Here is a 24,647-nt window from a genome sequence, read left to right on the forward strand (position 1 = left end):
TGCTCAACTGTGAACAGGCGTCAGCACAGGCTCGCCGGCAAAGAAGGCCAGCAGGTTGTCATTGACCATCTGCACACTGTCTTTCGACGCCTCGGGCGACAGGCCTGCCACGTGTGGCGTCAACACCACATTGCCCAGGGTCTTGAACACGTCAGGTACGCTGGGCTCATCGTCGAACACATCCAGTGCCGCTCCGGCAATCTTCTGCGCTCGCAGTGCGGCGACCAGGGCGTCTGTGTCGACGACACTGGCGCGGGCGATGTTGACCAGAAACCCGTCGCCCCCCAATGCCGCGAGCACCGGGGCGTTTACCAGATGGTGGGTGCTGCTGCCGCCTGGCGTGGCAATGACCAGAAAGTCCGACGCGTCGGCCAGTGACTGAACGGAGGCGTGCCAGGTGTAATCGCAGTCGGAGCGTGCCTTGCGATTGTGATAACCGATGCTGATATCGAACGCCGCCGCGCGCCGGGCAATCGCCAACCCGACCGCGCCCAGCCCGATGATGCCCAGACGCTTGCCCGCCAGCGACGGACGCATTGCCTTGCGCCACTCGCTGCGCCGCACCGAAGCGTCAGCCTGAGGAATGTCACGTACCAGTGAAAGCAGCAGTGCAAGCGCATGATCGGCCACGGTGGAAGCATTGACCCCCGCACCATTGGTGACAGTAATGCCACGTGCTTCGGCCGCTGGCAGGTCGACCTTTTCATACCCCGCCCCGCTCACGCAGATGATGCGTAGATTGGGCAAGGCGTCCATCTCTTCGGCAAAGAAACCCAGCGGACCACGGGTCACGACCGCACTGATGGCCGACCCATGTGCGGCAATCGCTTCGGCGCGCTGCGCGGCTGTGGGTGCGCGAATCAGCTCGAAACCACTGTGTTCCAGAATCGGCAGATAGGTATCCAGATTTTCGACCAGCACCAATACCGTTGTCATGCCCACTCCTGCCTGATGATCAAAAACCTGACAGTAACCCGAGTCGACGGGCTTGGGCAGAGGCATTCGCCGAATGAACAGCCTGCGTTCATACAGCCGTCTCATTCGTCGCCCAGACTGTGCGCCAGCCCTCGAGCCATGCGGCTGCGGCGTTGCGCTACCGTTGCGTGCCGTAAATGACATTCAGGACGACATCACGCAACCGGGAACGACACTGCACTTGCCGTATCGAAAGCGATGTTGTTAATGCTTCAGGGTGCGCCTCCGTCGAACTGTACGAGGCGATCAACTGTTTTCTCCATTCAAGGAATCATCGGCCCATGCAAGGATTTTCCTCTTTCCGGTTCACCAGAACGCCCCTGGCTCGACTGCTGGCGGCGACCGCCATCGCAGGTGTGATGCTGTCGTCAGGCACAGCATCGGCCGCAGATGCACCGGGTAAAGTATTGAGCGAAAAACTGGGATTGCCATGGCCTGCGGTGGTCGCTCACCGGGGCGCCTCGTTCGACGCCCCGGAAGAAACCATCCCGGCCTATACCCTGGCTCGCGATCTGGGCGCGGACTATCTGGAGATGGATATCCAGCGCACCAAGGACGGCGTGCTGATCGCCTTGCATGACGATGTGCTGGAGCGCACCACCAACATTGCCGAGGTTTTTCCGAGCCGTGCCAAGGACCCGGTCAGCACGTTCACGCTGGCCGAGCTCAAGCAACTGGATGCCGGTTCGTGGTTCAACAAAGCCTACCCGGACCGCGCCCGTGACAGCTACGCCGGTCTGCAGATTCTGACGCTGGATGAGGTGATTGATATTGCCGAAGGCGGCGCGAACAAGCCGGGGCTGTACATTGAAGCCAAGGTGCCGTCGCAGTTTCCCGGCGTCGAAGCCGACCTGAAGAAAGTCCTGGCCAAGCGCGGCTGGCTGGCGCAACGCCCTGCTGCAGCGCCGGGCCATGTGAACGTCGCGCACATGCCGGGCCGTGTGGTGTTGCAGACCTTTGAGAAACAGAGTCTGGAGCTGCTGCAGAAAGAAATGCCGAAAGTGCCGAAAGTCATGCTGCTGTGGATCGGCAAAGGCTCCATCGAACCCAAGTCCGATGTAGCGTTCAAGGATTCAGGCATGAAGGACAAATCCAGCTATTACGCGAGCCAGGAGGTCAAGTCGCCGGAAGAGTTCGAGAACTGGATCAACTGGGCCAAAGCCCACGGCGCCATCGGCACCGGCCCGTCGTCGCAACTGGCCAAGGGCGGCGACCAGAGTTACATGGACCTGGTCAAACCCTGGATGAACAACCTGACTCACGAGAAAGGCATGGTCATCCATCCGTATACCGTGGATGACCCGGCGGACTTCAAGCGCATCAGCCAGGACGGTGCAGACGGCTTCTTCACCAATCGCACCGCCGAGCTGCTGAAGTTCTATGGCCGTCCGGCCAAGGAAAGCATTGACACGATCCTCAAGCGCAACGGCTACTGAGGGTGTGGCAGACCGGATGACGGTGTCAGGGGACACTGTCATCCGGCTGTCGATCAGAAGTCGATGGTGCCCGACACTTTCAAGGTGCGTGGCTCACCCTGAGTCAGGTAACCGCCGTTGGTGGACGCCCAATAATCCTTGTTCATCAGATTTTCGACGTTGGCGCGCAGGGTGATGTCTTTCTGCGCCACGTTGAAGGTGTAACGTGCGCCCAGGTCGAAGCGGTTCCAGGTCGGGATGCTCAAGGTATTCGACGCGTTCAGGTACTGGCCTCCGGTGCGCAGCATGCGTGCGTTGATGGCCGCGCCTTCAATGCCGGGAATGTCCCAGTCTGCCCCGGCGTTGAACTGGAAGGTCGGTACGCCCACGGCATCGTTGCCATCGTTGCTGCCGCCCGCAGTGCCGCTCAGTTCAGTGTCCATCAGAGTCAGACCGGCCAAAAGACGCAGTCCGCTGACAGGCTCACCGAATACATTCATTTCCACGCCCTTGTTACGCTGCTCGCCATCGCGGACATAACGGGTCCCGCTACCGTCCTGAACCTGATAACCGTCGGCCGGCTGCTCGATACGGTACACACCCAGGCTCGCGCCGAACGTGCCCATGTCGAGCTTCACGCCGGCCTCGACCTGCTTGGAACGCGCAGGCGGGAAGATCTCGCCGGGGTTGATCGTCACCGTGCCCGGCGCGGTCGGTCCTTGGGCCAGGCCCTCGATACGGTTGGCATAGAACGAAACATAGCGCCATGGTTTGAACACGACACCATAGATCGGTGTGGTGATTGCTTCGTCATACAGCGATGTGCGCGGGCCGCTGCCGTAGGCATAACCCTGGACTCGCAGTTGCTGGCGACGCAGACCTGCGGTCACCAGCAGGCGGTCGTCGAAGAAACCCAGGGTGTCGGAGAATGCCGCGCTGCGCATGCGGCTCTTGCCGGTGATGCCGGGGTCGTTCAGGTCGCCGGCGGTGATGCCGTTGAGAGCAGGACGCTCAGTCGACACAGGGTCGTAAAGGTTGCTGCCGGCGCGGCTGCCTCCGAACAGGTACGCATTGCGCTGTTCGGTCCAGATCCCTGACAGACCGAAGTTGAGCTTGTGACTGACCGGACCGGTCTGCAGATTACCGTTGATGCCCGCCATAGCGGTCTTGTTGTCTTCATCATGAGGGATGAAAGATGGCGTCGCCGTGATGTTTCCAGCTGCGTCGTTGATGGTCGGGGATCCATAGATACCGGTTTCGCGGGTGTGTTTGGCACCGGCAGCGGCATAGAGCATCCAGTCATCGTTGAGGTCGTATTCGACCCGGCTCATGCCGAAGGTGTCTTCGGTTTCGGTCCAGGTCCAGTTGGGCGCGTAGTTGGTATCGGCGTCAGGCGCGTGCGGTACGCTGGTCAGGCCACTGCCCACGAACACGGTGTTGCGGCTCTGATTGATGCGCTGTTTCTGGTAAGCGAAATCACCGGATATGCGCAAGTTATCGCCGCGATAATCAAGGCCCAGCGCGAACAGCTTGCTGCGGTGCTCTTCGTCATCGACGCCGGTTTCACCTTCGCGCTGGGCCAGGTTCAGGCGTGCGCCGAACCGGTTGTCCTCACCGAAGCGCTGCCCCAGATCCAGGTGCTCGCCGACCCGACCGTCGCTGCTGATGTCGGTGGTGAAGCGACGTGTCGGTGTGTCTTTCGCCCGCTTGGGCTGCAGGTTCACGCCGCCGCCGATGCCGGAACCGGTTGGCGTCACGCCATTGATAAAGGCGTTGGGACCTTTGAATACTTCGACACGCTCCAGCGCGTCAGTCGAGATGATCTGACGAGGCAGTACGCCGTAAAGGCCGTTGTAGGAGATGTCGTCGGTATTCAGCGCGAATCCACGGATCACAAACACCTGCGAGGCGTTGGCATAACCGGAGGACTGACGGACCGATGCGTCATTGAGCAGGACGTCGCCGATGTCTTCGGCCTGCTGGTCCTCGATCAACTGCTCGGTGTAGCTGGTCATGCTGAACGGCACATCCATAATGTCCGAACTGCCCAATACACCCAGTTGCCCGCCGCGAGCCACCTGGCCACCGGCGTAAACGGGCGGCAACGCTTGAGGGGCGACCTTGTCAGCGCTGATTGCGGTTTCGCCCAGCACCATGGGGCCGCCTGACGAGGCAGACGTGGCCGTAGCGGCCCAGACGGGAAGGCCAAAGGAGCAGCAAAACGCAATCAGCGTCAGGCGAAAAGGAAACGGCGAGGTGTGCATGGAGATGTCCTGCTGAACGATAAAGTGGGCCGGGCAGTGTCCTTCCATGACTGCGCCCCTGTTATAAGAATGCGAAATGCTATCAGGTGTTACTGGGAACGGTTATCGTTTATTTTTGTGAACGCGGCTACAACGCGGGTTTCACGACGAAAGGCGTGGCGGGAGCTGCCTTTTATGCATGCACACGCGGAGCATGGGCACGATCAATACCCCGGATTATTGTTGCGGATCAGCCGACCGCTCGAGTTGCATCACCTTTTCAGAGCGCCAGATGGGGTCAGGAAATGCCTTGAAACGCATGGTCACAACCTGAAACAGGACACTGGCGGCGACCTGATGCGTTGGGTGGTGTAAGCTCAGCCGCTGTTGGTTATCCCATCGAGAGGCCTATGCAGTCCAACTTCCGACGCTCGACCCTGGCGGCGCTCCGCGGTTTTGCCTTGCCGAGCGATGCAATCTTCATCGTCCCCTCTGCCGCCGACTATCGGCGCTGCCTGCTGGAAAAGATCGCTTCGGCGACCCGTCGCATCTATATCATCGCGCTGTACCTTCAGCAGGATGAAGCGGGCCAGGAAATCCTTGATGCCCTTTACGCCGCAAAAACCGCCCGCCCCGAGCTGGAAGTGGTAGTGCTGGTGGACTGGTTCCGGGCGCAGCGCGGCCTGATCGGTGCCGGACGCCAGCCGGGCAATTCGACCTGGTATCAGGCGCAGAATCTGGAGCACGACCAGGAAGTCCCCATCTACGGCGTGCCGGTCCAGACCCGGGAATTGTTCGGCGTGCTGCACCTCAAGGGCAGCGTGATCGACGATTGCGTCATCTACAGTGGCGCCAGTATCAACAACGTGTACCTGCACAAGCTCGACAAGTATCGGCTGGACCGCTATCACCTGATCGAGAGCTCACCGCTGGCCGACAGCTTCGTGGATCTGGTACAGCGCGAAATACTGCCCTCACCGGCCGTGCATCGCCTGGACCTGCAGTCTCCGCCCAGTTCCCGCAGCCTGCGCGGCGAGATTCGCGCCTTTCGCAGCAACCTGAAGCGCACGGCCTACGACACCTCGGCGGGCGAAAGGGAAAACGGCGAATTTCGCGTCGTACCGCTGCTGGGCGTCGGTCCGCGCAACGGGCTGAATCGCGCCATCTGCGACCTGATTGCCTCCAGCAAGATCCAGCTGACGATCTGTACGCCCTACTTCAATCTGCCGGTGGCCGTGACCCGCGAGATCAACCGGGCACTCAAACGCGGTGTGAACGTCGATATCATCATCGGCGACAAGACCGCCAACGACTTTTTCATCCACCCGGACGAGCCGTTCAAGGTGATCTCCGCCCTGCCATACCTCTATGAGATCAGCCTCAGGCGCTTCACCCAAAAGCACAGCAAGGCCATCGCCCAGCACCGTTTGAACGTGCATCTTTGGAAGCATGGCGACAACACCTTCCACCTCAAGGGCATCTGGGTCGATCAGCGCTATACCTTGTTGACCGGCAACAACCTGAACCCGCGCGCATTCAACCTCGACCTGGAAAACGGTCTGCTGATCGATGATCCGCAAGGTCAGTGGACTGCGCCGCGAGAAGCAGAGATCGCCCACCTGATGCGCAACACTCAGCGCGTCAACCAATACGACGAGCTGGATACGCTGGCGAATTACCCGGAAGGGGTGCGCAAGTTTCTGCGCCGCGTGAGTCGTGTCAGGGTCGAGCGTCTGCTGTACAGGATTCTGTAGGAGACGCTGACGGTCGAGAACAGTGTTCGCGACAGGGTTCGCGAACACTGTTGCGATCATTCAACAAGCGCAATCAACTGCTGCCGCTGCGCATCGGTCAAAGTCGGACCGAACCCGGCGCCGACGTTTTCGGCCATGTAGCGCGGGTTCCCGGTTCCGGGAATCACACAGGTGACAGCGGGATTGGCCAGCAAAAACTTAAGCGCCAGTTGCGGCCAGCTGTTCACTTCGACCTGGGCAGCCCAGCCCGGCAAAGGCTTGTCCTTGAGGCGCGACAACAGTCCGCCGCCGCCAAACGGCCGGTTGCAGATCACGGCAACACCGCGCTCCTTGCACAGTGGCAGGATCCGTTTCTCGACGTCACGGTCGTCAAGCGCGTAATTGATCTGCAGAAAATCCAGTTGCTCGCTCTTGAGCACTGCTTCAACGTCCGCGTAAGCCGCCGAGGTGTAGTGGCTGATGCCGATGTAGCGAATGCGACCTTGCTCCTTCCACTCGCGCAACGTTGGCAGATGGGTCTTCCAGTCCAGCAGATTGTGAATCTGCATCAGGTCGATCCGGTCGGTCTGCAGCAATTTGAACGACTCTTCCATCTGCGCGATGCCTTCGTTGCGCCCGCGAGTCCAGACCTTGGTCGCCAGAAACGCCGGTGACCGCGGTTCATGGATCGACAGCAATTCTCCGGTGGTCTGCTCAGCGCGTCCGTACATGGGCGAGCTGTCGACCACACTGCCGCCTGCCGCGAACAGTGCGTCGAGAACAGGGCGCAATTGCTTGTAGGCCGGGCTGGAAGTGGCCACATCAAAACCGCGATAAGTGCCCAGGCCAACGACAGGCAGCGGTTCGTTGCTGGAGGGAATCGCTCGAGTCTGCATGGTCTTGCCTCCGGTTTTCAGCTTTGTGGGAAGTGAGGAAGGGTCAGACGGCGATGGCAGCGTCGGCGGTTTATCGCCGCCAGCGGCTGTGTCGAACACCAGTGCGGCGCTTACACCTGCCGCCAAGGTCAGCAGTCTTCTGCGGGTCAGGTGCCGGGGTGGCGTCATGACGTTCTCCTTATCTGTCCTGCATGTGCTTATTTTTGATTCTTCAGGCCCGCACTGCTCGGGCAAACCCCGGGCGACCGATCACTGCGTGAAGCCGTCATTTCAAGGCCGTTTGGCCCCCAACTGCTTCCACATCTTTTGCGTGATTCTCTGCCGGTTACGGTAACCCTCCCACGGATCGCCTTTCAATTCACGCAGACGTTGCTCTAGATTAGTGATGTCCCACTGGGCCGAAGACGTGAGGCCCGCCAGTTCATCGAGCGCTATCGGCACCGAGACGGGCAGCCCGGGCCGGGCACGAACCGAATACGCGGTGACCGTGCTGCTACCTCGGCTATTGCGCAAGTAATCGACGAAGATGCGGCCGACGCGGTTTTTCGGGCCCATGGTGGCCGTAAAACGCTCGGGCAACTGCTGGGTTACAAACTCGGCTATGGCTTTGGCGAAGCCTTTGACCGTCTCCCAGTCGGCATGCCGGGCGAGCGGCACGATGATGTGCATGCCTTTGCCGCCACTGGTTTTCAGAAAGGCCTCGAGTCCCAGCTCTTCAAGTACCGCCAGCACCATTTGCGTGGCTTCGATCATGCTCCGCCAGGGCAAGGCCGGATCGGGGTCAAGGTCGAGCACTAAATGGTCAGGCGTTTCGATGCCGTTACTGGTCGCACCCCAGGTGTGAAACTCGATAGCCCCCATCTGCGCAGCACCGACCAGGGCCTGCACAGTGTCGATTTCCATCAGTGCGGCGTGGCCCGGATCGAGCTTGCGGTCAAGTTGCCGAATGTGGGGAATCGCCAGGCGCTCGGAGTGCTTCTGAAAGAACTGCTCGCCATCGACGCCCTCGGGGCAACGCAGCAGCGCGACAGGGCGATTATTCAAATACGGCAGGATCCAGCCAGCGATCGACTCGTAAAACTGGGCCAGCTCGATCTTCTGCGTGCCGCTCTTGCTGTCGATCACCCGGTCCGAATGGCTGATGCCGACCCCGGCTACATTGGCCTTGCCTCGTGCAGGCTTGCGCGCAACGGGCGCCTGCGCAGGTTTGGTTTTCGAGCCCTTGGCCACTTTTGGACGGCTGGCGACGTCTGCCGACTGAGGGTATTCGCGCGCCACCTCGCTGGCAGGTTTGTCGCTACGCAACCCTGCAAAAGCCGCCTGACGCAGAATGCCTTCGCGCGTCCACTCCGCGAATTCCACCTCGCAGATCAATGTTGGCTCGACCCACTGCACACCGCGTCCTTGCATCCTGGTGAGTTTCTTGTCCAGCGGCGAGGCGTCACGCTCCAGCGGCTTTAACTGTTCGTGCAACTGTTTGAGGGTCTGGCTGGTGAAACCGGTGCCGACCCGCCCGGCATAGATCAAACCGTCGTCGTCATTGACCGCCAGCAGCAAGGCGCCGAATGCCGAGCGACTGCCCTGCGGCGCGGTATAGCCGACGATCACGAATTCCTGACGCAGCCGGCATTTGAGCTTGATCCAGTCGGCGTTGCGTTTGCTGACATATGGGCTGCCGGCCCGTTTACCGATCACGCCCTCCAGCCCCATCGCGCTGGCGCTTTCGACGATGTCCTTGTGCCCTGAACGAAACGCATCGGAGAAACGCAACAGACGACTGCGCTGTTTGCCGAGCACCTGTTTGAGCGCATCGCGGCGCTGCTCGATGGGCACCTCGCGCAGGTCCTCGCCAGTCAGGTATGGCATGTCGAACAGGTAATAGAGAATGTCCTTGCTGCGACCGATCTCGAACGCATTCTGCAACGCCTGAAAATCCGGCAGTCCCTGCTCGTCAAGCACCACGACTTCGCCATCGAACCAGGTGTCCTGCAGTTTCAGCGCCTTGATCGCCTTGGCCAGTTCAGGCAGCCGTTCGGTCCAATCGTGGCCGTTGCGCGTGAACAGCCGCACCTCGTCGCCCTGAATACGCGTCATGATGCGATAGCCGTCGAACTTGATCTCATACAGCCACTCGCCTGCAGGCGGCGCGTCCACCAGTGTGGCGAGTTGCGGGGTGAGCAATTCCGGGAGCGCACTCTTGGCTTTGGTGCGAGAAGAGGCGCGAGAGGATTTCGCAGGCGCGGTAACGCTTCGGGTATTCGCCGAACGAGGCTTGGCCTTCGACGCCGGAACCCGCCCGACACCAACATGGGCACCGCTGATCACGCTCTGCGGCTGTTGCTCGGTGATGTCGTATTCATCGGCAGACCGGGCGACCGAATCCTTTTCCTTGATCAGCAGCCACTGCTCCTTGCTGCCGCTGCCCTTGAGCCGGGTACGCACCAGTGTCCAGTCACCGGTGAGCTTTTCGCCGATCAGCGTGAACTTGAGCTTTCCCTCGGCGTAGGTCTTGCGCGGCTCGCCATGCGGTTCCCAGACACCACGGTCCCAGACGATAACGTCGCCGCCACCGTACTGCCCTTTGGGAATACTGCCTTCGAAACTGGCGTAACCCAACGGGTGATCCTCGACATGCACCGCCAGACGCTTCTGCGTCGGATCAAGGCTCGGCCCTTTGGGCACTGCCCAGCTTTTCAGCGTGCCATCCAGTTCGAGACGGAAGTCATAATGCAGGTGACTCGCGTCGTGTTTCTGGATGACGAAGCTCAACGCATGAGCCTTGGTTGTGCGCTTTTTGCTGCCAGCCTCGGCAGGCTCCGAGGTGATGTCGAAGTTGCGTTTGCGCGTGTACTCGCTGACAGGCTTGGGCATGATCAATGTCTCCGAACGGCTCAGGAGGCCTTGCTGGTTTTCTTGCGAGCCGGCGCACGGCGCTTGGCGGGTTCTTTGGTGGCGGGCGCTTTGGACTTGCCGCTGGCAGGTTTGCTCGCCTTGCTCTTGCGAGCGCTGCCCTTGCCCGCCAGGCTTCGACGCAACAGGTCGGTCAAATCAATGACATCGGCGCTCTTGCGTTCTTCCTCACCCGGATCGGTCTCAAGGTCCTGGATCTTGCCCTCTTTCGCCTTGGTTTCGACCAACTGCATGATCTTGTCCTGAAAGGTGTCGCGGTAGTCTTCCGGCGTCCAGTCAGCGCTCATGTCCTTGACCAGGCGTTTGGCCATGTCGCGCTCGCTCTTGTTCAAGCGCACGTCGGTGACCGCATCGCTCAGGTCCAGATCATCGAGTTCACGCACATCGGCGGGCCAGCGCAGGATCACCATGACCAGCGCAGACGCCAGCGGCATGACGGCAGCCAGATGTTCCTTGGTGTGCAGCACCACATTGGCCAGTGCCACTTTTTTGGTGTCGTGCAGGGTCTCGCGCAGCAGAGCGTAGACTTTTTCGCCTCGCTTGTCGGGAGTCAGAAAGTAAGGTGTGTCGATGTTCTGCAAAGGGATCTGCTGACTATCGACAAAGCCGAAGATATCGATGGTTTGCGTGGACTTGGGATGCGCAGCGCGGATCTCCTGCTCGCTGAGCACCACGTAACGGTCCTTTTCGTACTCGACGCCCTTGACGATGTTCTCGCTGGACACTTCCTTGCCGGTTACCTTGTTGATGCGCTTGTAGCCCACAGGGTCCATGCTGCGCTTGTCGAGCCAGTCAAAATCGACGCCTTTCGATGATGCCGCCGAAATCAGTGCCACCGGTATATGCACCAGCCCGAAACTGATCGCGCCCTTCCAGATTGCCCTTGCCATTGCCTGACTCCCTCTGAACTTAGAAAGGTGACAGGTCGGCGTGGGCAAAGTTTCGGCTGGCGGACGAGCGCCAGAGGGATGCAGGTCAGGCATTGTGAGCGATAACCTTTTGCCATATAACTCAAGAATCTAAAAATATGGATTAACGTTCTTTTACGGAATAAATCTGAGTGTCTATAAATGGCGTCACTTCGAGGCTCTGTTGACCTGCTGTACGGGATCCAACAGCTGCCTTCACCGACTCTGACCCGGCCGACCACTCAAGGATTTTTCATGAACGTTTTCTGGTTTCTTCCGACTCACGGCGATGGCCATTACCTGGGCACGACCAAGGGCGCGCGCCCGGTCACGCTCAATTACCTCAAGCAGGTGGCGCAGGCGGCTGATGATCTGGGTTACTACGGCGTGCTGATCCCCACCGGGCGCTCATGCGAAGACTCCTGGGTGATCGCCTCGGCGCTGGTGCCGCTTACTGAAAAGCTCAAGTATCTGGTGGCAATTCGTCCGGGCATCATTTCTCCTACCGTGTCGGCGCGCATGGCGGCAACGCTGGATCGGCTGTCCGGCGGGCGTCTGCTGATCAACGTCGTCACTGGCGGCGACCCGGACGAGAACCGGGGCGACGGCAGCTTCCTCGATCACAGCGAGCGCTACGAAGTCACCGATGAGTTCCTGAAGATCTGGCGTCGGGTCTTGCAAGGCGAAGCTGTGGACTTCGAAGGCAAGCACCTGCGCGTGCAGAACGCCAAGGCCCTCTACCCGCCGATCCAGAAACCCTACCCGCCTTTGTATTTCGGCGGTTCCTCCGACGCGGCCCACGATCTGGCCGCCGATCAGGTGGATGTCTATCTGACCTGGGGCGAGCCTCCGGCCGCCGTCGCCCAGAAACTGGCCGATGTACGCGAGCGCGCCGCTCGCAAGGGCCGGACCGTGAAATTCGGTATCCGTCTGCACGTCATCGTTCGCGAAACCAGCGAAGAAGCCTGGAAAGCCGCGAGCACGCTGATCGAGCACATCAGTGACGAAACCATTGCCGCGGCGCAGAAATCCTTCTCGCGCTTTGACTCCGAAGGGCAACGCCGCATGGCTGCCCTGCACGACGGGCGTCGTGACAATCTGGAAATAGCCCCGAACCTGTGGGCTGGCGTCGGCCTGGTACGTGGCGGTGCTGGCACCGCGTTGGTGGGCAATCCCGAAGAAGTGGCGGCACGCATCAAGGAATACGCAGACCTGGGCATCGAAAGCTTCATCTTCTCCGGTTACCCCCATCTGGAAGAGGCCTACCGTTTCGCGGAGCTGGTGTTCCCGCTGCTGCCTGAGCCGTACGCCAGCCTGGCGGGACGCGGCATCACCAACCTGACCGGCCCGTTCGGCGAGATGATCGCCAACGATCTGCCGCCGCAGGCCAAGTAATGTCGGTGCAACTGCTGACCCTACCTCACTCGCCTGCGCTGGCCACCTCGATCAGGGCCACTGCGCAGGTGTTCGAAGACCCTAAATCCAGGGCCCTGCTGGAGCACGTCAGGCAGGTCGCCCCCAGTGATGCCAGCGTGTTGATCATTGGCGAGACCGGCACCGGCAAGGAACTGGTTGCCCGTCATGTTCACGCGCTCAGCGCCCGCCGCGACAAACCCTTCGTGGCGGTCAACTGTGGAGCCTTTTCCGAAAACCTGATCGAGGCCGAGCTGTTCGGTCACGAAAAAGGTGCCTTTACCGGCGCGGTCGGCACCAAGGCAGGCTGGTTCGAGGAAGCCAATGGCGGCACGCTGTTTCTCGACGAGATCGGCGATCTGCCCATGAGCCTGCAGGTCAAGCTATTGCGCGTACTTCAGGAGCGCGAAGTGGTACGCCTGGGCTCGCGCAAGAGCATTCCGATCGATGTCCGGGTGCTGGCGGCCACGAACGTACAACTGGAAAAAGCCATCAACGCCGGGCATTTCCGTGAGGACCTTTACTACCGGCTGGACGTGGTCAATCTGGAGCTGAGCCCGCTTCGGGAGCGGCCCGGGGATATCCTGCCGCTGGCACTGCATTTCATTCAGGTCTATAGCCAGCGTCTGAGACATGGCCCTGTCAGGATCAGTCCCGAGGCCGAGCACAAGCTGAAAACCTACAGCTGGCCCGGCAACATCCGCGAGCTGGAAAACGTGATTCACCACACGCTGCTGGTATGCCGTGACGGCGTGATTCAGCGCGACGACCTGCGCATGTCCAACCTGCGTATCGAGCGTCAGGATGAGTCTGCGCAGCAGGAAGAGTCCCCGGAACAGTTGCTGAACCGTGCGTTCCAGACACTGTTCGAGGAACAGGCCGGTGCCCTGCATGAGAAGGTCGAGGACGCGCTGCTCAGAGCCGCGTACCGGTTCTGCCATCACAATCAGGTACACACCGCGAGCCTGCTGGGCCTGACGCGCAATGTCACTCGCACCCGGCTGATCAGAATCGGCGAGCTGGCCGTCAACAAACGCAGACCGGGCGAGGCCCTGCAGGGCGACCGTATGCTGCACCTGTCCGTGTAACCGGACCGTCGCTCAAGGACGAGCCATCACCTGCCCCATGATCCGAAAGCTGCCAAATGTGGCGCTCGTGGCCCGGTAGCGGCGCATCAGCGTGTGCAGATCCAGCTCAGGGTTTTCCACTTTGAGCCCGATGTCTTCACAGTGCGGCCTGGAGTGCCAGAGCACATGATGCAAGACACGCACCCCGTCTTCACTGGCCTGCACACTTGAGCTGATGAAGCCTGGTCGGGTCGAGATGAAGCGTTCGTCGCGCACGACCAGCGCATTGATCAGATCGTGCTGATGCTGTGCCTCGACGACGAACTCCACGACCTGACTGAACGGATGTTGAGCAGTTGATAATCCCATGACAGTTCCCCGCTGGTGCTATTGCGACTTAAGTGCAGGCAGGGTAAAACCTCTATCTAACTAGAGGTCAAGCGGATTGCGCGAACATGATCAACCCCCCGGAAAAGAAGCCTGCGCCGATGCTCACCGTAGGCCAGTTGGCGGCCCGCAGCGGTGTGGCAGTGACCGCGCTGCATTTTTACGAAACCAAAGGGCTGATCAGCAGCCAGCGTAATGCGGGCAATCAGCGGCGCTACCCGAGAGAAACACTGCGTCGCGTATCGTTGATCAAGGTCGCACAACGCCTGGGCATTCCGCTCGCCAGCGTTCACACCGCCTTTCAGAACCTCCCCGAGAACCGTGCACCGAGTGCGGCGGACTGGCAGCGCCTGTCCGAGCAATGGAAAACCGAACTGGATGAGCGAATCCGCAGCCTGATCGCATTGCGCGACCAACTGACCGGCTGCATCGGTTGCGGGTGTCTGTCGATGGAAGCCTGCCCCCTTCGCAACAAAGGGGATGAGTTGGGTAAACGCGGGGCAGGACCCTATCTGCTGGATCAGGCCTGAAACGGACGGGACTCAGTCTGTCAGATGGATGGCCAGCGCTTTGGCCTGAGTGCTTATATCCATGATGGCAGTGCTTTCCCACCACAACCCTCGCAACGGCGGCCCCATCGCGAACAGGCGCGATGAATGACGACCCTGTGCATCGAGCACGGCACCGTGGGGATCGGCTGCGATGCCCAACGCCAGTGGACCTGGCTGAACCAAACCTCTGGCCAGCAATTGGCGCGGCAACGGACGGTTGACCCTGCGCCAGTCGTATTCGATGCCAGTGGAATTGACCAGCGCGTCGCCGATGACCAATGACGGCTGATCCTGCCCCCGATAGCGCAGCGTGATCTGCACCTGCCCGGAAGCCAGCCTGCCAACGCCCTGCAACGAAGCTGCATCGACGGTCAGTCGCCCCTCTTTTACCAGCCGGTCCAGCAAGGCTGCACCCAGTGGCGGCGAACGATGATGATGACTCTCCCACCAGGGCCGTACATGACGGACAAATTGCCGACGCTGCGTATCAGTGGCCTGACTCCACAATCGACCAATATTGGCGCGTACCGTGTCGAGCGGTGCCTGCCAGTCGATCCCGCTCTCGATGGCCAGCTCACATTCTTCGCGGACCTTGCGAATCAACTGTCGGGGGCTGCGAATGCTGTGATCCTGGCCGAGAAAATCCGACCATTCAGGGGGCTGTCGTCGAACATGGGGCAACAGTCCGTGACGGGAGTAGACCTGAATCGGCCCTCGGTGTCCGGCCTGTTCGAGCGATACCACGGCGTCCACCATCGTCAGCCCGGAGCCAATGATCAACACCCGTGCCTGCGGGTCGAGCTCGCGCATGACCTTGACGTTCCACGGATCGAGGGCCATTGCATTGAGCCCGCTCGACTCGCGCTGCGGGGTACGCGATGCCGCGTACATACCGGTCGCCAGTACCGCGAAGTGACCTTGCAGTACGCGGCCATCGGCAAGCGTGGCAGACACTCCGGCGGCCTGTTCCTGAAGATCCACGACTTCACCGCGCACGTGCTCGACGGTCGATCCATGGGTCGCACCCAGTGCCTGGGCTTCCCTCAATCGCTGCTGAACGTAGCGTCCGAACACCTCGCGTGGTGGAAACAGCTCGGCGACCGGCACCCGTTGCGCGGCGGCGTCGGGCCAGCCGCCTTTGGCCAGGTATTCGGTAAGCCAGCGAGTCAGATCGTCAGCGTCATCCGCGTCGGCGCTCATGCGAGCCGCATTGCCGTTAAGGGTGTGACCTGTTTCCGTCGCACTGTAAGCCTCACCGCGGCCCAGTTCTTCACGGGTTTCGACAATCAGGATTCGACGCTTTCCCGGTCTGCGCAACAATTGCACGGCCAACAGGGTGCCGCTCAGGCCGCCGCCGATAATCAGGAAGTCGGCGGTCATGTTCTTGTCATCGGTCATCGAACGTGGCCTCGCGCAGGCGCCTGAATGAATGGATTGATAGCATCACAGTACTACGTTGCGTACAAACCTCAGCGTAACGATATCTTCGTTGCAATAGCGATGCGGCTGGCTGCTGGGAAACATATAGAACTCGCCGGGGCCGACGTGTCGAGGTCCGATTCCATCGGAAAACCGAATGGTCAGATGCCCTTCAACGACATAGACCTGCTCGCTCCAGCCTTCCGGATCTGCATCGGCTGAGTACAGGTCGCCGGGCGCCAGACAGAACTCCCACAACTCGACTTCGCGCCGCGCGTTGGCCTTGGCCAGCAGAACGGCCTTGCTGCCATTAATCGTGCCGGCCCAGGCCAATTCGTTGATACGACTATGATCGCGAATGTCCGGGGCCTGGATCAAGTCGCTGAAGGCGACTTCCAGCGCTTCGGCAACACGGTCCAGGGTCGCCAGGCTGACGTTCTTTTCACCGGCCTCGATGGCCACCAGCATGCGCCGACTGACCCCGGACCGTTCTGCCAGCGCAGTCTGGCTCAGGTCGGCAGCGTTGCGCAGGCGTCGCACGTTCTGACTGACATGCTGCAGTACCGGCGCGCGCAGGGAATTTTCTTTGTCCATGGGAGTGCTCATCCGAATCCGTTGCGCATTATACTGCACACTTTCGCGGCACCATTGTGTGTCGACCCTCTTGTCACAAGCAAGGCCGTGGGATCTGGAGCCGACATGAAGTCTATCAGCCGTACACCCCGTATCAGCAAGGCGGAAGCCGTGCTCATCTTCATTACCATGCTGTGGGGCGGTACGTTCCTTCTCGTGCAGCACGCCATGGCCGTCAGTGGTCCGATGTTCTTTGTCGGACTGCGCTTCGCTGCCGCCGCCGTGATCGTCGCGCTGTGCTCGATGAACGTCATGCGCGGCCTGACGCTGCTGGAACTCAAGGCCGGCGTCCTGATCGGTGCGGCAATCATGCTGGGCTACGGCTTGCAGACCATCGGCCTGCAGACCATTCCCAGCAGTCAGTCGGCGTTCATCACTGCGCTCTACGTACCCTTCGTGCCGTTGCTGCAGTGGCTGGTGCTGGGACGGCGTCCTGGCCTGATGCCCAGCATGGGTATCGTGCTGGCCTTCACCGGACTGGTACTACTCTCGGGTCCGCAGGGCACTTCGCTACAGATGAGCCCCGGTGAAATCGCCACGTTGATCAGCGCCGTGGCCATCTCTGCCGAGATCATTCTGATCAGCGCCTACGCGGGCAAGGTGGATGTGCGACGGGTGACCGTGGTGCAACTGGCGACCGCCTCGGTTCTGGCCTTCCTGATGATCGTCCCGACCCAGGAGCACCTGCCGGACTTCTCCTGGCTGCTGGTACTCATCGCCGTGGGCCTCGGAGCCATGAGCGCGGTGATTCAAGTGGCCATGAACTGGGCACAGAAAAGCGTCTCGCCGACACGGGCAACGGTGATTTATGCCGGTGAACCCGTATGGGCTGGCATTGTCGGACGACTGGCGGGTGAGCGTTTGCCCGGTATCGCATTGGTGGGCGCAGCGCTTATTGTGATCGGTGTCATCGTCAGTGAAATGAAACGCCGTTCAGTGCCTGTAGAGCAGACATGTACTGAAGAAGACGGCTTTAAAAAACCGGATTGACGCAACGATCCGATGCTGTAATCGACATCCGCCCCGGTGAAGCGGGCTTGCAAAACGCGACCAGACACTTTTTGTAGGAAATTCGGAAAACTGTCCCTTTGGTATCGAAGTGTCTGGCACGTATGATGCTTGATATTTCCCTGCAGATTAGAAGCCTATGTCCCTGATAGTTCTACTGCTTCTGCCTTTCATCGGCAGCTGTCTGGCGGCGTTTTTGCCGCACAACGCGCGTAACGCAGAATCCCTTCTTGCAGGTCTCGTCGCCTTGATCGGCGCGGTTCAGATGGCCTTCTGGTTTCCGCAGATCGCCGACGGCGGCGTCATCCGCGAAGAATATTTCTGGCTGCCGAGCCTGGGGCTGAATTTCGTCCTGCGCATTGACGGCTTCGCCTGGCTGTTTTCAATGCTGGTGCTGGGGATCGGCGCACTGGTATCGCTGTATGCCCGTTATTACATGTCGCCGGACGACCCCGTACCCCGCTTCTTCGCGTTCTTCCTGGCTTTCATGGGCGCCATGCTCGGACTGGTGATGTCCGGCAACCTGATTCAGATCGTGTTTTTCTGGGAACTGACCAGCGTGTTCTCGTTCCTGCTGATCGGCTACTGGCACCACCGCGCCGATGCCAGGCGCGGCGCCTACATGGCGCTGATGGTCACCGGCGCAGGCGGTCTGGCCTTGCTGGCGGGGATGATGATCCTCGGCCATATCGTTGGCAGCTATGATCTGGACCGCGTTCTGGCTTCCGGCGACGCCATCCGTGCCCACGCGTTGTACCCGGTCATGCTGACCCTGGTGCTGATCGGCGCACTGAGCAAAAGCGCACAGTTTCCGTTCCATTTCTGGCTGCCCCACGCCATGGCCGCCCCCACGCCGGTCTCGGCCTATCTGCACTCGGCAACCATGGTCAAGGCAGGCGTCTTTCTCATGGCACGCCTGTGGCCTGCCCTTTCAGGCACCGAGCAGTGGTTCTGGATCGTCAGCGGTGCCGGAGCCTGCACTCTGATTCTCGGCGCCTACGCCGCGATCTTCCAGAATGACCTGAAAGGCCTGCTGGCCTACTCGACCATCAGCCACCTTGGCCTGATCACGCTTCTGCTGGGCCTCAACAGCCCGCTGGCTGCCGTCGCTGCGGTTTTCCACATCCTTAACCACGCCACCTTCAAGGCCTCGCTGTTCATGGCGGCGGGCATCATCGACCACGAAAGTGGAACCCGGGATATCCAGCGACTCAGCGGGCTTATAAAGCTGTTGCCCTACACCGCGACGCTGGCCATGGTCGCCAGTGCTTCAATGGCGGGCGTACCGCTGCTCAATGGTTTTCTGTCCAAAGAGATGTTCTTCGCCGAAACCGTATTCATTTCTGCCACGACCTGGGTCGAAATCGCGCTACCCGTCGTAGCGACCATTGCCGGTGTGTTCAGCGTGGCCTATTCGTTGCGCTTCACCGTCGATGTCTTCTTCGGCCCGGCCGCCAAGGACCTGCCGCACATGCCCCATGAACCGCCGCGCTGGATGCGTGCGCCGGTCGAGTTTCTGGTGCTGGCCTGCCTGATCGTCGGCATCTTTCCGTCCCAGTCGGTCGCGCCCTTGCTGGCTGCAGCGGCTCAACCGGTGGTGGGCGGAACCTTGCCCGAGTACAGCCTGGCGATCTGGCACGGCTGGAACGCGCCGATGATCATGAGTCTGGTGGCAATGGCGGGCGGCATCATTCTGTACCTGCTGCTGCGCAACTCCCTCAAGACCGATCGTTTCCCCGTTCCGCCACTGATCGGACGCCTTAATGGCAAGCGCTTTTTCGAACGCAGTCTGGTGGTCGTGATGCACTGGGCGCGGCGCTTCGAACGCAAGGTCAGCACGCGCCGACTGCAGCCGCAGTTGTTCCTGCTAGTGCTGGCGGCCGTCATGGGCGGTTTCATTCCGATGTACTTCAGTGGCCTGACCTGGGGGGACCGTCCGAAGATTCCGGGCTCCGGCGTGTTCGTGACACTGTGGCTGATCGCGATTGTCTGCGCACTCGGCGCAGCATGGCAGGGCAAATATCACCGCCTCGCGGCACTGGTCATGGTCAGCGTCTGCGGGCTGATGACCTGCATCACCTTCGTCTGGTTCTCTGCACCTGATCTGGCCCTGACCCAACTGGTCGTGGAAGTCGTGACGACCGTACTGATTCTGCTCGGGCTACGCTGGCTGCCGCGCCGTAACGAAGATGTCGCGGCCACCAGTACGCGCCTCAGAGCACGCACCCGCCGGATCCGCGACTTCGTACTGGCAGTCATGGTCGGTCTCGGCATGGCGATCCTGTCCTACGCCATGCTGACCCGCCAGACACCAAACGCCATTTCCTCGTTCTACCTGAGCCGCGCGCTCCCGGAAGGCGGCGGCACCAACGTGGTCAATGTGATGCTGGTGGATTTCCGCGGCTTCGACACCTTCGGCGAGATCACCGTACTGGCCGCTGTCGCCCTGACGGTATTCGCCCTGCTACGTCGTTTCCGCCCGCCCAAGGAGAGCATTCCATTGCCTGCCCAGCAGCGTCTGCTGGCGCGCGACGTCGTCACCGACCTGATCAACCCGCGCGGTGCCAGCGACACCGCACTGGGCTTCATGATGGTCCCGGCCGCACTGGTACGCCTGCTGCTGCCGATTGCCTTCATCGTGTCGATGTACCTGTTCATGCGCGGCCATAACGAGCCAGGCGGTGGTTTCGTTGCCGGGCTGGTCATGTCGGTGGCGTTTATTCTGCAATACATGGTCGCTGGCACGCAGTGGGTCGAAGCGCAGATGAGCCTGAGGCCTTTGCGCTGGATGGGTACCGGCCTGCTGTGCGCCGTGCTCACCGGGGCAGGCTCGATGGCGCTGGGTTATCCCTTCATGACCACCCACACCGCGCATCTGCATCTGCCGATCCTGGGTGATATTCACTTCGCCAGCGCACTGTTCTTCGACGTCGGCGTCTATGCCGTGGTCGTGGGTGCCACCCTGCTGATCCTCACCGCACTGGCTCACCAGTCGGTACGCAGCCATCGCCCGACCCCGTTGCCCAAGCCCGTCGCCAACCCGCAAGGAGCCCTCTGATGGAAGAAGTCATCGCAATTGCCATCGGCGTTCTGGCCGCATCAGGTGTGTGGTTGATGCTGCGACCACGAACGTTCCAGGTGGTGATGGGGCTCTGCCTGCTGTCCTATGGCGTGAACCTGTTCATCTTCAGCATGGGCAGCCTGTTCATCGGCAGAGAGCCGATCATCAAGGACGGCGTTCCACAGGACCTGCTCAACTACACCGATCCCCTGCCACAGGCATTGGTGCTCACGGCCATTGTGATCAGTTTTGCCATGACCGCGCTGTTTCTGGTGGTGCTCCTGGCTTCCCGAGGCCTGACCGGCACCGACCACGTTGATGGCAGGGAGCCCAGGGCATGAGTTGGCTGAATCAACTGATCATCGCCCCGATACTTCTGCCACTGGCGACTGCCGGGCTGATGCTTTGGCTGGGCGAGAAACGTCGTCCGCTCAAGGGCCGTATCAATCTGTTTTCCAGCATGATCGGACTAGGTATTTCCGTCGTGCTGCTGTTCTGGGTTCAGGACACCGGCAGCACCGGCTCGATAGGTGTGTACCTGCCGGGCAACTGGGGCGTGCCGTTCGGCATCGTGCTGGTGGTGGATCATCTGTCGGCCATGATGATGGTGTTGACCGGCATTATCGGCGTCTGCGCGCTGCTGTTCGCCCTGGCCCGCTGGGACCGGGCCGGAGCCAGTTTCCACGCGCTGTTCCAGATTCAGTTGATGGGCCTGTACGGCGCGTTCCTGACCGCCGATCTGTTCAACCTGTTCGTGTTTTTCGAAGTCCTGCTCGCAGCCTCCTACGGTCTGATGCTGCATGGCTCAGGGCGCGCCAGGGTCACCTCGGGTCTGCATTACATCTCGATCAATTTGCTGGCGTCGTCACTGTTTCTGATTGGAGCAGCGCTGATCTACGGGGTCACCGGCACACTGAACTTTGCAGACCTCGCGATAAAGATCCCGCAAGTGTCCGAAGCCGATCAGGGTCTGCTTCACGCAGGTGCGGCGATTCTGGCAACCGCGTTTCTGGCCAAGGCTGGCATGTGGCCGCTGAACTTCTGGCTGGTGCCTGCTTACTCTGCAGCCAGTGCCCCGGTTGCGGCGATGTTCGCGATCATGACCAAGGTTGGCATTTACACGCTGCTGCGTCTGTGGACGCTGCTGTTTTCCGGCCAGGCCGGTGCGTCGGCCTTTTTTGGCGGCGACTGGCTGGTTTACGGCGGCATGGTGACCATCGTCACGGCGGCCATCGCGATCATCGCGGCCCAGCGACTCGAACGCATGGCCAGCCTGAGCATTCTGGTGTCGGCAGGCATTCTGTTGTCGGCCATCGGGTTCGCTCAGCCGAGCCTGACGTCCGGCGCACTGTTCTATCTGGTCAGTTCCACGCTGGCCATGAGCGCAATGTTCCTGCTGGCCGAACTGATCGAGCGCTCGCGGTCGGCCAACGAGATTCCACTGGAAGAAGACGCCGACCAGTTGCCGCGTACCCTGGAGTCGCTGCATCCGCCGCCCGGGACCAACCTGGACGAAGAGCAGAAAGTCGTGGTCGGGCAAGTCATCCCGGTCACCATGGCATTTCTGGGCCTGAGCTTCGTGATTTGCGCGCTGCTGATCATCGGCATGCCACCGCTGTCGGGCTTCATCGGCAAACTGACGCTGCTCAGCGCACTCATGAACCCGCTCGGTCTGGACGTGGCGCAGGACGAAGCCCTGTCGACCCCTGCCTGGATGCTGATCGGCCTGCTGATCTTCTCGGGCCTCGCGTCGCTGATCGCCTTCTCCAGACTCGGCACCCAACGATTCTGGACACCATACGAGCGCCCTTCGCCGATCCTGCGTCGCAACGAATGCCTGCCGATTATCATTCTGCTGGGCCTGTGTGTTGCCCTGACGTTCAAGGCCGAACCATTGCTGCGTTACACCCAGGACACGGCAGCCGCCCTGCATGAACCCAAGCAGTACGTGCAGTCGGTTCTGGCGACGCGTCCGGTGCCCGGCCCCAACAGCAACGCTGGCGCGCCGGAGGTACAGCCATGAAACGCCTGTTTCCCGCGCCTGTCTTTTCGCTGGCCCTGTGGGTGTTGTGGCTGGTACTGAACCTGTCAATCAGTCCAGGACATCTGTTGCTCGGCGCCGTGCTGGGCTTTCTTGCCCCACTGCTCATGGCACCCCTGCGACCTATGCCGGTGCGCATCCGCAAGCCGGGCACCATTCTCAAATTGCTGCTATTGGTTGGTCGGGATGTGGTGGTCTCCAACGTTCAGGTCGGGGTGAGTGTCTGGCGACTCAAGCGTCGTCCACCGCGCTCGGCCTTCGTACGGATACCACTGGACCTGCACGATGCCAACGGCCTTGCGGCGCTGGCGATGGTGACTACCGTCGTACCGGGTACCGTCTGGTCGGAACTGGCGTTGGATCGCAGCGTGCTGCTGATGCATGTCTTCGATCTGGAGGACGAGGCGCAATTCATCGAGCACTTCAAGACCGTCTATGAGCGCCCCTTGATGGAGATTTTCCAATGAGTGCCCTGCTCGACAATGCCATTCTGGTCAGCCTGCTGATCTTTGCCCTGTCCATGGTCATTACGCTGATCCGGCTGATCAGAGGACCCTCTGCCCAGGACCGCGTCCTGGCGCTGGATTACCTGTACATCACCGCGATGCTGATGATGCTGGTACTGGGTATCCGTTATGCCAGCGACACGTATTTCGAAGCCGCCATGCTGATTGCACTGTTCGGCTTCGTCGGCTCATTCGCCCTGGCCAAGTTTCTGCTGCGCGGAGAAGTAATCGAATGACTTCACTACCAATGAACGTACCTTTCTGGGCCGAAGTACTGACTGCCGTGCTGTTGATTGCCAGCAGCCTGTTCACGCTGACCGGCGCACTGGGCCTGCTGCGTCTGAGGGACTTTTTCGAGCGAATGCACCCGCCTGCGCTTGCTTCGACACTGGGTGCCTGGTGCGTCGCACTGGCCTCGATCATCTATTTCTCCGCACTCAAGTCGGAGCCGGTGATTCACGCCTGGCTGATTCCTGTGCTGCTGGCGATCACAGTCCCTGTGACCACACTGTTACTGGCGCGGACCGCACTGTTCCGCAAGCGCATGGCCGGCGACGACGTACCGGCGGAAGTCAGCGGCGGGCGCAACGAAGGCGAGTCCGCTGGCGGATGACCCCTGCAATCGCCAGCGTTATTCGCTGGCCTTGAACGACAGTTCGCCCTTGCGCCATTTCGCAGCCTTGCCAACGGCCGTCTTGAGCGTCTTGCTCATGCCGGATTGAAGCTGTTCTGTGGCGGCAAACACCATGAACACCGTATGGCCTTCCTTGAAGACGATACCGTGACCTTCCGCAGTATCGACGAACGCGTAATCGCCAAGGCCGTAAACAGCCAGTTTGATTTCGCGGAACCTGATTTCGAATTTCCCGCCTTCACGGCTCGGAAGGACAGAGGCGCGAAAATGATCGCCGACCTTGAGTTCAAGACGCGGCTTGTCATCGACGACCATGGCGGACTCGGTGTCGATCTCTGCGATGTAGATGCCTTCGGCCGACTGTTCGGTGACGTAGACAAAACGTGATTGAAACTGCTTGACCAACTGTGCCCGCAGATCGCCGAGCACGAACAACGCGTGCGTATCCAGGTTGCTTACCGCCAAAGTACAAACCCCCAACGTGATAAATGATGCTGCCCGGTATGCGGGCAGTTGAAAGTCGTTCATCCGTGTTGCCGCATGGCGCGGCCAAGACCTGCTGACGCGCTGCACTGCGGTGTGCCAGGCAGGCCACCCCGTACCCTGTGCAGGCTGGCGACGGATTCTACCGGCTCACAGCGTCAGCGGGATATATACCTTTTGTACAAACGATGTCGTACACGCGTCACCTGCGATTGACCCCGGACGCGAGGGACATGTGAGGGGCACCTGATTCTTGCTGAAGATAACTCGTCGCCGGTATGAACATAGCACTTGCCTTGCGTTCAGGAAAAGTCAGCTTATGCAGAAGGAAAAAAAGCATCGAACTCTTGTCCGGCCCCACCAC

General features: G+C 60.6%; 21 protein-coding genes. 12 read left to right on the plus strand and 9 right to left on the minus strand.

Going from position 1 to position 24,647, the window contains the following annotated elements; all coding sequences use genetic code 11:
* Nucleotides 1-3 precede the first annotated feature (3 nt).
* A complete protein-coding gene (locus tag KDX39_RS23790) occupies nt 4-936 on the minus strand; it encodes a 2-hydroxyacid dehydrogenase (RefSeq protein ID WP_231662017.1) in 933 nt (310 codons plus the stop codon).
* A 320-nt stretch (nt 937-1,256) separates the two neighbouring features.
* Here KDX39_RS23790 and KDX39_RS23795 point away from each other — a divergent pair, with 320 nt between their 5' ends.
* Entirely contained in the window at nt 1,257-2,411 is a 1,155-nt protein-coding gene (locus tag KDX39_RS23795; protein ID WP_231662018.1) for a glycerophosphodiester phosphodiesterase, read from the plus strand.
* 53 nt (nt 2,412-2,464) lie between these two features.
* On the opposite strand, the gene KDX39_RS23800 is transcribed toward KDX39_RS23795, so the two are convergent.
* The gene (locus tag KDX39_RS23800; RefSeq protein ID WP_231662140.1) at nt 2,465-4,654 is read right to left on the minus strand and encodes a TonB-dependent receptor; all 2,190 of its coding nucleotides are present in this window, start codon (nt 4,652-4,654) and stop codon (nt 2,465-2,467) included.
* A gap of 389 nt (nt 4,655-5,043) precedes the next feature.
* On the opposite strand from KDX39_RS23800, the gene pssA reads away from it, so the two are divergent.
* Entirely contained in the window at nt 5,044-6,387 is a 1,344-nt protein-coding gene (gene pssA, locus KDX39_RS23805) for a CDP-diacylglycerol--serine O-phosphatidyltransferase (RefSeq protein ID WP_231662019.1), read from the plus strand.
* Nucleotides 6,388-6,443: 56 nt separating this feature from the next.
* Here the strand turns inward: pssA and KDX39_RS23810 are convergent, their stop codons facing one another.
* The 3 genes from KDX39_RS23810 to ku all read right to left on the minus strand — a co-directional run bounded on the left by KDX39_RS23810 (nt 6,444) and on the right by ku (nt 11,062).
* Nucleotides 6,444-7,430, minus strand: coding sequence for an aldo/keto reductase (locus tag KDX39_RS23810; protein WP_231662020.1), 987 nt, complete (start codon nt 7,428-7,430; stop codon nt 6,444-6,446).
* Between the two features lie 102 nt (nt 7,431-7,532).
* A complete protein-coding gene (ligD, locus tag KDX39_RS23815) occupies nt 7,533-10,133 on the minus strand; it encodes a DNA ligase D (protein ID WP_231662021.1) in 2,601 nt (866 codons plus the stop codon).
* 20 nt (nt 10,134-10,153) lie between these two features.
* Nucleotides 10,154-11,062: a non-homologous end joining protein Ku gene (gene ku / locus KDX39_RS23820; RefSeq protein ID WP_231662022.1), complete on the minus strand. Its 909-nt coding sequence runs from the start codon at nt 11,060-11,062 to the stop codon at nt 10,154-10,156.
* Between the two features lie 273 nt (nt 11,063-11,335).
* Here ku and ssuD point away from each other — a divergent pair, with 273 nt between their 5' ends.
* Together ssuD and KDX39_RS23830 are read left to right on the plus strand one after the other, a co-directional pair.
* Nucleotides 11,336-12,475 carry an FMNH2-dependent alkanesulfonate monooxygenase gene (ssuD, locus tag KDX39_RS23825; RefSeq protein WP_025995890.1) on the plus strand — a complete coding sequence of 380 codons (1,140 nt, stop codon included), beginning with the start codon at nt 11,336-11,338 and terminating at the stop codon, nt 12,473-12,475.
* Complete coding sequence (locus tag KDX39_RS23830; RefSeq protein WP_184320018.1) at nt 12,475-13,581, plus strand: sigma-54 interaction domain-containing protein; 1,107 nt, start codon at nt 12,475-12,477, stop codon at nt 13,579-13,581. The genes ssuD and KDX39_RS23830 overlap by 1 nt, the downstream gene beginning before the upstream one ends.
* A 12-nt stretch (nt 13,582-13,593) precedes the next feature.
* On the opposite strand, the gene KDX39_RS23835 is transcribed toward KDX39_RS23830, so the two are convergent.
* Nucleotides 13,594-13,929, minus strand: coding sequence for an antibiotic biosynthesis monooxygenase (locus KDX39_RS23835; protein WP_231662023.1), 336 nt, complete (start codon nt 13,927-13,929; stop codon nt 13,594-13,596).
* 86 nt (nt 13,930-14,015) lie between these two features.
* On the opposite strand from KDX39_RS23835, the gene soxR reads away from it, so the two are divergent.
* A complete protein-coding gene (soxR, locus tag KDX39_RS23840; protein WP_231662024.1) occupies nt 14,016-14,477 on the plus strand; it encodes a redox-sensitive transcriptional activator SoxR in 462 nt (153 codons plus the stop codon).
* A gap of 12 nt (nt 14,478-14,489) precedes the next feature.
* Here soxR and KDX39_RS23845 read toward each other — a convergent pair whose 3' ends face one another.
* Nucleotides 14,490-15,896: an FAD/NAD(P)-binding protein gene (locus tag KDX39_RS23845; protein WP_231662025.1), complete on the minus strand. Its 1,407-nt coding sequence runs from the start codon at nt 15,894-15,896 to the stop codon at nt 14,490-14,492.
* Nucleotides 15,897-15,941: 45 nt separating this feature from the next.
* Nucleotides 15,942-16,511: a helix-turn-helix domain-containing protein gene (locus tag KDX39_RS23850; RefSeq protein ID WP_231662026.1), complete on the minus strand. Its 570-nt coding sequence runs from the start codon at nt 16,509-16,511 to the stop codon at nt 15,942-15,944.
* A gap of 105 nt (nt 16,512-16,616) precedes the next feature.
* Here KDX39_RS23850 and KDX39_RS23855 point away from each other — a divergent pair, with 105 nt between their 5' ends.
* The 7 genes from KDX39_RS23855 to KDX39_RS23885 all read left to right on the plus strand — a co-directional run bounded on the left by KDX39_RS23855 (nt 16,617) and on the right by KDX39_RS23885 (nt 23,779).
* Entirely contained in the window at nt 16,617-17,540 is a 924-nt protein-coding gene (locus KDX39_RS23855) for a DMT family transporter (protein WP_231662027.1), read from the plus strand.
* 157 nt (nt 17,541-17,697) lie between these two features.
* The gene (locus KDX39_RS23860; protein ID WP_231662028.1) at nt 17,698-20,616 is read left to right on the plus strand and encodes a monovalent cation/H+ antiporter subunit A; all 2,919 of its coding nucleotides are present in this window, start codon (nt 17,698-17,700) and stop codon (nt 20,614-20,616) included.
* A complete protein-coding gene (locus KDX39_RS23865; protein WP_231662029.1) occupies nt 20,616-20,960 on the plus strand; it encodes a Na+/H+ antiporter subunit C in 345 nt (114 codons plus the stop codon). The genes KDX39_RS23860 and KDX39_RS23865 overlap by 1 nt, the downstream gene beginning before the upstream one ends.
* Nucleotides 20,957-22,642, plus strand: coding sequence for a monovalent cation/H+ antiporter subunit D (locus tag KDX39_RS23870; RefSeq protein ID WP_231662030.1), 1,686 nt, complete (start codon nt 20,957-20,959; stop codon nt 22,640-22,642). The genes KDX39_RS23865 and KDX39_RS23870 overlap by 4 nt, the downstream gene beginning before the upstream one ends.
* Complete coding sequence (locus KDX39_RS23875) at nt 22,639-23,127, plus strand: Na+/H+ antiporter subunit E (RefSeq protein WP_231662031.1); 489 nt, start codon at nt 22,639-22,641, stop codon at nt 23,125-23,127. Before KDX39_RS23870 ends, KDX39_RS23875 begins: the two co-directional genes overlap by 4 nt.
* Nucleotides 23,124-23,402: a K+/H+ antiporter subunit F gene (locus KDX39_RS23880; protein WP_099228472.1), complete on the plus strand. Its 279-nt coding sequence runs from the start codon at nt 23,124-23,126 to the stop codon at nt 23,400-23,402. Before KDX39_RS23875 ends, KDX39_RS23880 begins: the two co-directional genes overlap by 4 nt.
* The gene (locus KDX39_RS23885) at nt 23,399-23,779 is read left to right on the plus strand and encodes a Na+/H+ antiporter subunit G (RefSeq protein WP_099228471.1); all 381 of its coding nucleotides are present in this window, start codon (nt 23,399-23,401) and stop codon (nt 23,777-23,779) included. Before KDX39_RS23880 ends, KDX39_RS23885 begins: the two co-directional genes overlap by 4 nt.
* Nucleotides 23,780-23,797: 18 nt before the next feature.
* On the opposite strand, the gene KDX39_RS23890 is transcribed toward KDX39_RS23885, so the two are convergent.
* Complete coding sequence (locus KDX39_RS23890; RefSeq protein WP_231662032.1) at nt 23,798-24,265, minus strand: hypothetical protein; 468 nt, start codon at nt 24,263-24,265, stop codon at nt 23,798-23,800.
* Nucleotides 24,266-24,647: the final 382 nt, after the last annotated feature.

Origin of the sequence: Pseudomonas sp. CDFA 610, from assembly GCF_021147865.1 — a bacterium.
In the GTDB taxonomy this organism is placed as follows: Bacteria; Pseudomonadota; Gammaproteobacteria; order Pseudomonadales; family Pseudomonadaceae; genus Aquipseudomonas; species Aquipseudomonas alliivorans.

Coding starts and splice junctions, on each gene's coding strand:
- KDX39_RS23790 (WP_231662017.1), bottom strand. CDS start 936: ATGACAACGGTATTGGTGCTGGTCGAAAATCTGGATACCTATCTGCCG.
- KDX39_RS23795 (WP_231662018.1), top strand. CDS start 1,257: ATGCAAGGATTTTCCTCTTTCCGGTTCACCAGAACGCCCCTGGCTCGA.
- KDX39_RS23800 (WP_231662140.1), bottom strand. CDS start 4,654: ATGCACACCTCGCCGTTTCCTTTTCGCCTGACGCTGATTGCGTTTTGC.
- pssA (WP_231662019.1), top strand. CDS start 5,044: ATGCAGTCCAACTTCCGACGCTCGACCCTGGCGGCGCTCCGCGGTTTT.
- KDX39_RS23810 (WP_231662020.1), bottom strand. CDS start 7,430: ATGACGCCACCCCGGCACCTGACCCGCAGAAGACTGCTGACCTTGGCG.
- ligD (WP_231662021.1), bottom strand. CDS start 10,133: ATGCCCAAGCCTGTCAGCGAGTACACGCGCAAACGCAACTTCGACATC.
- ku (WP_231662022.1), bottom strand. CDS start 11,062: ATGGCAAGGGCAATCTGGAAGGGCGCGATCAGTTTCGGGCTGGTGCAT.
- ssuD (WP_025995890.1), top strand. CDS start 11,336: ATGAACGTTTTCTGGTTTCTTCCGACTCACGGCGATGGCCATTACCTG.
- KDX39_RS23830 (WP_184320018.1), top strand. CDS start 12,475: ATGTCGGTGCAACTGCTGACCCTACCTCACTCGCCTGCGCTGGCCACC.
- KDX39_RS23835 (WP_231662023.1), bottom strand. CDS start 13,929: ATGGGATTATCAACTGCTCAACATCCGTTCAGTCAGGTCGTGGAGTTC.
- soxR (WP_231662024.1), top strand. CDS start 14,016: ATGATCAACCCCCCGGAAAAGAAGCCTGCGCCGATGCTCACCGTAGGC.
- KDX39_RS23845 (WP_231662025.1), bottom strand. CDS start 15,896: ATGACCGATGACAAGAACATGACCGCCGACTTCCTGATTATCGGCGGC.
- KDX39_RS23850 (WP_231662026.1), bottom strand. CDS start 16,511: ATGGACAAAGAAAATTCCCTGCGCGCGCCGGTACTGCAGCATGTCAGT.
- KDX39_RS23855 (WP_231662027.1), top strand. CDS start 16,617: ATGAAGTCTATCAGCCGTACACCCCGTATCAGCAAGGCGGAAGCCGTG.
- KDX39_RS23860 (WP_231662028.1), top strand. CDS start 17,698: ATGTCCCTGATAGTTCTACTGCTTCTGCCTTTCATCGGCAGCTGTCTG.
- KDX39_RS23865 (WP_231662029.1), top strand. CDS start 20,616: ATGGAAGAAGTCATCGCAATTGCCATCGGCGTTCTGGCCGCATCAGGT.
- KDX39_RS23870 (WP_231662030.1), top strand. CDS start 20,957: ATGAGTTGGCTGAATCAACTGATCATCGCCCCGATACTTCTGCCACTG.
- KDX39_RS23875 (WP_231662031.1), top strand. CDS start 22,639: ATGAAACGCCTGTTTCCCGCGCCTGTCTTTTCGCTGGCCCTGTGGGTG.
- KDX39_RS23880 (WP_099228472.1), top strand. CDS start 23,124: ATGAGTGCCCTGCTCGACAATGCCATTCTGGTCAGCCTGCTGATCTTT.
- KDX39_RS23885 (WP_099228471.1), top strand. CDS start 23,399: ATGACTTCACTACCAATGAACGTACCTTTCTGGGCCGAAGTACTGACT.